The following is a 6,045-nucleotide window of genomic DNA, read 5'->3' as shown; positions in this document are numbered from 1 at the left end:
TCAAATGGTCACGAGACTCTACTTCCGACTGGATGAAACTTGGGGCGCAGGTCATAACAAATTCAGACATTAGCCCCCCTGACATAATAGGGGACAAATATAGCAATTATTTTCTCGACGTCGAACGGGGGTATTTCAGAGCTCTTCCACTTGACAGATGGGAACAAAAGGGAAACAGTTCCTACTGGAACATTTGGTGAACAAGGGAGAAGGCAATGCGCGGACTGATGAAAGCGGTAAGCAATTCGGGCGATGGCTGGGTGCAGGACGTCGCGGCGCTCATCTCCGTCGGCGCCTTCATCTATGTAGCCTCCACCTGGGTCTCGATCGCCGAAGCCCTCGTCGGCTGAGGAACGGCACAACCCCCCGTCGCTCACCCGCCCAGCTTGTCCGCCTTGGTGGACAAGCCACCAGGGAGTGGGGCGGGTCGGGAAATTCGAGCGAGCGAAGAATTTCCCGGGGCGGGGGAGCGGCGTTCGCAGTGCCGAGTGAAAGTTCTCCACAAGTTTGACGCTCCGGAGGGAGTGAAGGACGGCCTCTCCGGGTGACTCCGCGTCCCCGCCGCCCGACAATGGGCCATGGCCGACTCGATGCCCCAGTTCATCCATCTCCGTCTCCACTCCGCCTATTCGCTGCTGGAAGGCGCGATCCGGATCAAGGACCTGCCGAAGCTCTGCAAGACGGAGGGCATGCCCGCCCTTGCCCTCACCGACACGGCAAACCTCTTCGGCGCACTCGAATTCTCGGAGGTCATGTCGGGTGCCGGCATCCAGCCCATCACCGGCTGCACGCTCCCCATCCGTCTCGACGCCCCGGAAGAGCCCTCGCGCGGTCCCGCCCGCCGCGAGCCGTCCGGCACGCTCGCCTTCCTCGTGAAGGACGAGCGCGGCTACGAAAACCTCATGAAGCTTTCGAGCAAGGCCTTCCTCGAGCCGGAAGCGGGCGAGGCGGCTCAGGTGCCGCTGGAGCGCGTGGCCGAATATTCGGAAGGCCTCATCTGCCTCACCGGCGGGCCGGGCGGCATCGTCAACAAGCTCATCGTCCAGGGCCAGGTGGACGCCGCCGAGGCGCTGCTGCTCAAGCTCAAGGAGGTCTTCGGCGACTGCCTCTATGTCGAGCTCCAGCGTCACGGCATGGAAGCCGAACGCACCGCCGAAGGACCGCTGATCGAACTCGCCTACAGGCACGCGCTGCCCCTCGTCGCCACCAACGAGCCCTTCTTCACGAAGGAGGAAGAATACGAGGCGCATGACGCGCTGATCTGCATTGCCGAAGGCGCCTATGTCGTGCAGGGGGACCGCCGCCGCCTCACGCCGCAGCACCGCTTCAAGAGCCAGGCGGAAATGCTCGCGCTCTTCTCCGACCTGCCGGAGGCCACCGCGAACACGGTCGAGATCGCGCGCCGCTGCGCCTATCGTCCGCGCACGCGCAAGCCCATCCTGCCGAATTTCGCCGCCGGTACATCCGAGGCCGACGAGCTTCGCCGTCAGGCTCATGAAGGCCTCGCCGCGCGCCTTGCCTCGCAGGAAGCGGTCGCGCCGGACGAGGAATACCGCGCGCGCCTCGACTTCGAGCTCGACGTCATCATCAAGATGGATTTCCCGGGCTACTTCCTCATCGTTGCCGACTTCATCAAATGGGCAAAGGGGCAGGGCATTCCCGTCGGGCCGGGCCGCGGTTCGGGTGCGGGTTCCGTTGTCGCCTGGTCGCTCACCATCACCGACCTCGACCCGCTCCGTTTCGGCCTCCTCTTCGAGCGCTTCCTGAACCCCGAGCGCGTGTCGATGCCCGACTTCGATATCGACTTTTGCCAGGACCGCCGCGACGAGGTCATCCGCTACGTGCAGGCCCGCTACGGCGAGGACAAGGTCGCGCAGATCATCACCTTCGGTAAGCTGCAGGCGCGCGCCGTGCTGCGCGACGTCGGCCGCGTGTTGCAAATGCCCTATGGCCAGGTCGACCGTCTCTGCAAGATGGTGCCGAACAACCCGGCCGCGCCGGTCACGCTGCCCGAAGCCATCAAGGGCGAGCCCCGCCTGCAGGAAGAGCAGCGCAACGACGAGACGGTGGCGAAGCTCCTCGAAATCGGTCAGCGCCTCGAAGGCCTCTACCGCCATGCGTCGACGCATGCCGCCGGTGTCGTGATCGGCGACCGGCCGCTCGACGAGCTGGTGCCGCTCTATCGCGATCCGCGCTCCGACATGCCGGTCACCCAGTTCAACATGAAATGGGTGGAGCCTGCGGGCCTCGTGAAATTCGACTTTCTGGGACTGAAAACGCTCACCGTTCTCGACCGCGCAGTGAAGCTCATCGCGCGCCGGGACATCGCGATCGACCTGCTACATCTGCCGCTTGAGGACGAAAAGACGTTCACCATGCTGGGGCGGGGCGAAACCGTCGGCGTGTTCCAGCTTGAAAGTTCGGGCATGCGCGACGTGCTGCGCAAGCTCGAGGCCGACCGCTTCGAGGACATCATCGCTCTCGTCGCGCTTTATCGTCCGGGTCCGATGGACAACATCCCGGCCTATGTCCGCCGCAAGCACAAGCAGGAGGAACCGGACTACCTGCATCCGCTGCTCGAACCCGTCCTGAAGGAGACGCACGGCGTCATCATCTATCAGGAACAGGTGATGCAGATCGCGCAGATCCTCTCCGGTTACTCGCTCGGCGAAGCCGATCTTCTTCGCCGCGCCATGGGCAAGAAGATCAAGGCAGAGATGGAGGCGCAGAAGGAGCGCTTCGTCACCGGCGCGGTCGCAAAAGGCATCGGCAAGGGCCAGGCCTCAACCATTTTCGAACTGGTCGACAAGTTCGCCGGATACGGTTTCAACAAGTCGCACGCCGCCGCTTACGCGCTCGTCGCCTATCAGACGGCCTGGCTGAAGGCGAACCATCCGGTCGAGTTCCTCGCCGCGTCCATGAGCCTCGATCTCGGCAACACCGACAAGCTTGGCGTCTTCAAGCAGGAGGCCGAGCGTCTCGGCATCAAGGTCCGGCCGCCCTGCATCAACCGGTCGGAGGCGCTTTTCGGCGTTGCCGATGGCGAGATACTCTACGCGCTCTCCGCGATCAAGAATGTCGGTCTTCAGGCGATGGAGCACATCGTCGAGGTTCGCCGTGAGGGCGGTCCCTTCCGCGACCTCTTCGATTTCGCCAAGCGCATCAATCCGCGCATGGTCAACAAGCGTGCCCTGGAAAATCTCGCCCGCGCCGGCGCCTTCGACGCGCTGAACCCGAACCGCGCGCAGGTGTTGGCGGCCGCCGATCTCCTGCTCGGCACGGCGAATGCCGCCGTGCAGGAGCGCGAGAGCAAGCAGGACAGCCTCTTCGGCGGCGACAGCGGTGTCGAGGCGGCGCGGCCCTCGCTTCCGGCCGTCGAACCCTGGTTTCCAATGGAGCGTCTCACGGAAGAATTCAACGCCGTCGGCTTCTACCTTTCCGGCCATCCGCTCGACGACTACCAGACGGATATGAAGCGGGCGGGCGTCGTCACCTTCGCGGAGCTTTTGAAGCGCAACACCACCGCCGAGAAAGTGGCGGGCACCGTCACCGCGCGTCAGGAGCGCAAGTCCAGGAAGGGCAATCCCTTCGCCTTCCTCGGTCTCTCCGACCCCACCGGCCAGTTCGAGCTCGTGGTCTTCTCCGAGGTTCTCAATCAGGCGCGCCAGCTCATGGAGCCGGGCAACGCCGTCGTGGTCAGCGTCGAGATCGAGCGCATCGGCGAGGAGGTGAAGCTCCGGGCCCAGTCCGTCCGCAGCGTGGATGACGCCGTGAAGGACACGGGCGCGGGTCTGAAGGTCTTTGTCGAGGGGGAGGAGAGTCTCGAAGCGGTGAAATCTCGTCTCGCCGAAAAGGGCAAGGGCCTCGTCTCACTTGTCCTCATGTGCAGCGGGGGCAGGGAGGTCGAGCTCCGTCTCAAGGACCGCTACCGGGTGACACCCCAGATCCGCGGTGCGATCAAGTCGGTCCCCGGCGTGGTCGAGGTTCGCGATATATGACGTTTCGATGACATTTCGATGACAGTCGGCCGGGGATAAGCCGGTAACGGTCTGTGTCTCTTGCCTTTTTCCCGTTTTACGCCTATAGAGGCGCCATTCCACACGCGGGGTTCGGCTCTCCCACATTCCTTTTTATGAAGGAAAACATAGGGTTAGTCGGTCCGGTGCGACATTTGTCGTTCACTCCCCGCGGAGGTTCAACCGGAAAAGGAGCAAAGTGCAATGGCACTTCCCGATTTTTCTATGCGTCAGCTTCTGGAAGCGGGCGTTCACTTCGGTCATCAGACCCACCGCTGGAACCCGAAGATGGAATCCTTCCTCTTCGGCGACCGAAACAACATTCATATCATTGACTTGGCGCAGACTGTTCCGCTTCTGCATCAAGCTCTCGTCACCGTTCGCGACACCGTCGCCGGCGGCGGCCGCGTGCTTTTCGTCGGCACCAAGCGTCAGGCGTCCGAGCCCGTCGCGCAGGCCGCCCGCCAGTGCGCCCAGTACTACATCAACCACCGCTGGCTCGGTGGCATGCTGACCAACTGGAAGACGATTTCGAACTCGATCCGTCGTCTCCGTCAGCTCGATGAGATGCTCGCCGGTGAAGCTAAGGGCTTGACCAAGAAGGAAGTTCTGAACCTGACTCGCGAGCGCGACAAGCTTGAACGCGCCATCGGCGGCATCAAGGACATGGGCGGCCTTCCCGACCTCATCTTCGTCATCGACACCAACAAGGAAGAGATCGCGATCCAGGAAGCCCGCAAGCTCGGCATCCCCGTCGTCGCCATTCTCGATTCCAATTCGAACCCGGACGGCATCGCCTATCCGGTTCCGGGCAACGACGACGCGGCTCGTGCCATCACTCTCTATTGCGACCTGGTCTCGCGCGCCGTCATCGACGGTATCTCGCAGAGCCAGTTCGCATCGGGCGTCGATGTCGGCGCCCAGGCCGAGCCTGTGGCGGAAGAAGTTCCTGCTGCGGCGGAAGCCCAGTAATCGCCTATTCAAGGACGGCCCGGCTCCGGCCGGGCCGCTCAAGGCGTGACGTTCCCGCGCCGGACAACGCTACGACAGACAATCGAGGATACAATGGCTGACATCACCGCGAGCATGGTGAAGGAACTGCGCGAGAAGACCGGCGCAGGTATGATGGACTGCAAGTCCGCGCTGAACGAAACCGGCGGAGACATGGAAGCGGCGGTCGATTGGCTCCGCACCAAAGGCCTCGCCAAGGCGGCGAAGAAGGCCGGCCGTGTGGCCGCTGAAGGCCTCATCGGTGTCGTCGCGAGCGGCAATGCCGGCGCGGTGGTCGAAGTGAACTCCGAAACCGACTTCGTTGCCCGCAACGAACAGTTCCAGAAAATGGTGGCGGATATTGCCTCCGTCGCACTCGCGAACGAGGGCGATTTCGACAAGCTCGTCGCCACGAATTATCCCGGTGCCTCGAAGTCCGTGAAGGACTACGTGACGGAAATGGTCGGCACCATCGGCGAAAACATGAATGTGCGCCGCGCTGGATACATCTCGGTCTCCGAGGGTGTCGTAGCTGCCTATGTGCACAGTCAGGTGGCACCCGGCCTCGGCAAGATCGGCGTGCTTGTCGGTCTCGAGTCGAGCGGCGACAAGGCGAAGCTCCTGGAACTCGGCCGCCAGATTGCGATGCACATCGCGGCGACCAATCCGCTTTCCACGCGCAAAGAGGATCTGGACCCGGCCGTTGTCGAGCGCGAGCGCAATGTGCTCATCGCCGAAGCAAAGGAATCCGGCCGCCCCGACAACATCATCGAGAAGATGGTCGAAGGCCGCATCCGCAAGTTCTATGAGGAGGTCGTCCTCCTCTCCCAGGCCTTCGTCGTCAATCCTGACGAGACGGTCGAAAAGGCCGTGAAGGCCGCCGAAGCCGGAATCGGCGCCCCGATTAACGTGATCGGGTTCGTTCGCTTCGCGCTTGGCGAGGGTATCGAGAAGGAAGAGTCGGACTTCGCCGCGGAAGTGGCGGCCGCCCGCGGCTGACGCGGTCTTTCCGTTGAATTGACGCCCCCTTCGCCAGATG

The 6,045-nt window shown here is 63.0% G+C and carries 4 protein-coding genes; all 4 read left to right on the top strand.

Annotated elements, in window-relative coordinates; translation table 11 throughout:
• Window positions 1-215: 215 nt before the first annotated feature.
• The 4 genes from ACKUUH_RS11475 (at window position 216) to tsf (ending at window position 6,005) form a co-directional block, all read left to right on the top strand.
• Window positions 216-350, top strand: coding sequence for a hypothetical protein (locus ACKUUH_RS11475; RefSeq protein ID WP_407950050.1), 135 nt, complete (start codon window positions 216-218; stop codon window positions 348-350).
• 240 nt (window positions 351-590) lie between these two features.
• Window positions 591-3,998 carry a DNA polymerase III subunit alpha gene (gene dnaE, locus ACKUUH_RS11470; protein ID WP_407950053.1) on the top strand — a complete coding sequence of 1,136 codons (3,408 nt, stop codon included), beginning with the start codon at window positions 591-593 and terminating at the stop codon, window positions 3,996-3,998.
• Window positions 3,999-4,220: 222 nt separating this feature from the next.
• The gene (gene rpsB, locus ACKUUH_RS11465) at window positions 4,221-4,988 is read left to right on the top strand and encodes a 30S ribosomal protein S2 (protein ID WP_407950049.1); all 768 of its coding nucleotides are present in this window, start codon (window positions 4,221-4,223) and stop codon (window positions 4,986-4,988) included.
• Between the two features lie 93 nt (window positions 4,989-5,081).
• Complete coding sequence (tsf, locus tag ACKUUH_RS11460; protein ID WP_407950048.1) at window positions 5,082-6,005, top strand: translation elongation factor Ts; 924 nt, start codon at window positions 5,082-5,084, stop codon at window positions 6,003-6,005.
• Window positions 6,006-6,045: the final 40 nt, after the last annotated feature.

It is taken from the genome of Parvibaculum sp., assembly GCF_045863935.1.
Classification (GTDB): Bacteria; Pseudomonadota; Alphaproteobacteria; order Parvibaculales; family Parvibaculaceae; genus Parvibaculum.
This window is presented reverse-complemented; position numbering and strand designations above follow the sequence as displayed.

Coding starts and splice junctions, on each gene's coding strand:
- ACKUUH_RS11475 (WP_407950050.1), top strand. CDS start 216: ATGCGCGGACTGATGAAAGCGGTAAGCAATTCGGGCGATGGCTGGGTG.
- dnaE (WP_407950053.1), top strand. CDS start 591: ATGCCCCAGTTCATCCATCTCCGTCTCCACTCCGCCTATTCGCTGCTG.
- rpsB (WP_407950049.1), top strand. CDS start 4,221: ATGGCACTTCCCGATTTTTCTATGCGTCAGCTTCTGGAAGCGGGCGTT.
- tsf (WP_407950048.1), top strand. CDS start 5,082: ATGGCTGACATCACCGCGAGCATGGTGAAGGAACTGCGCGAGAAGACC.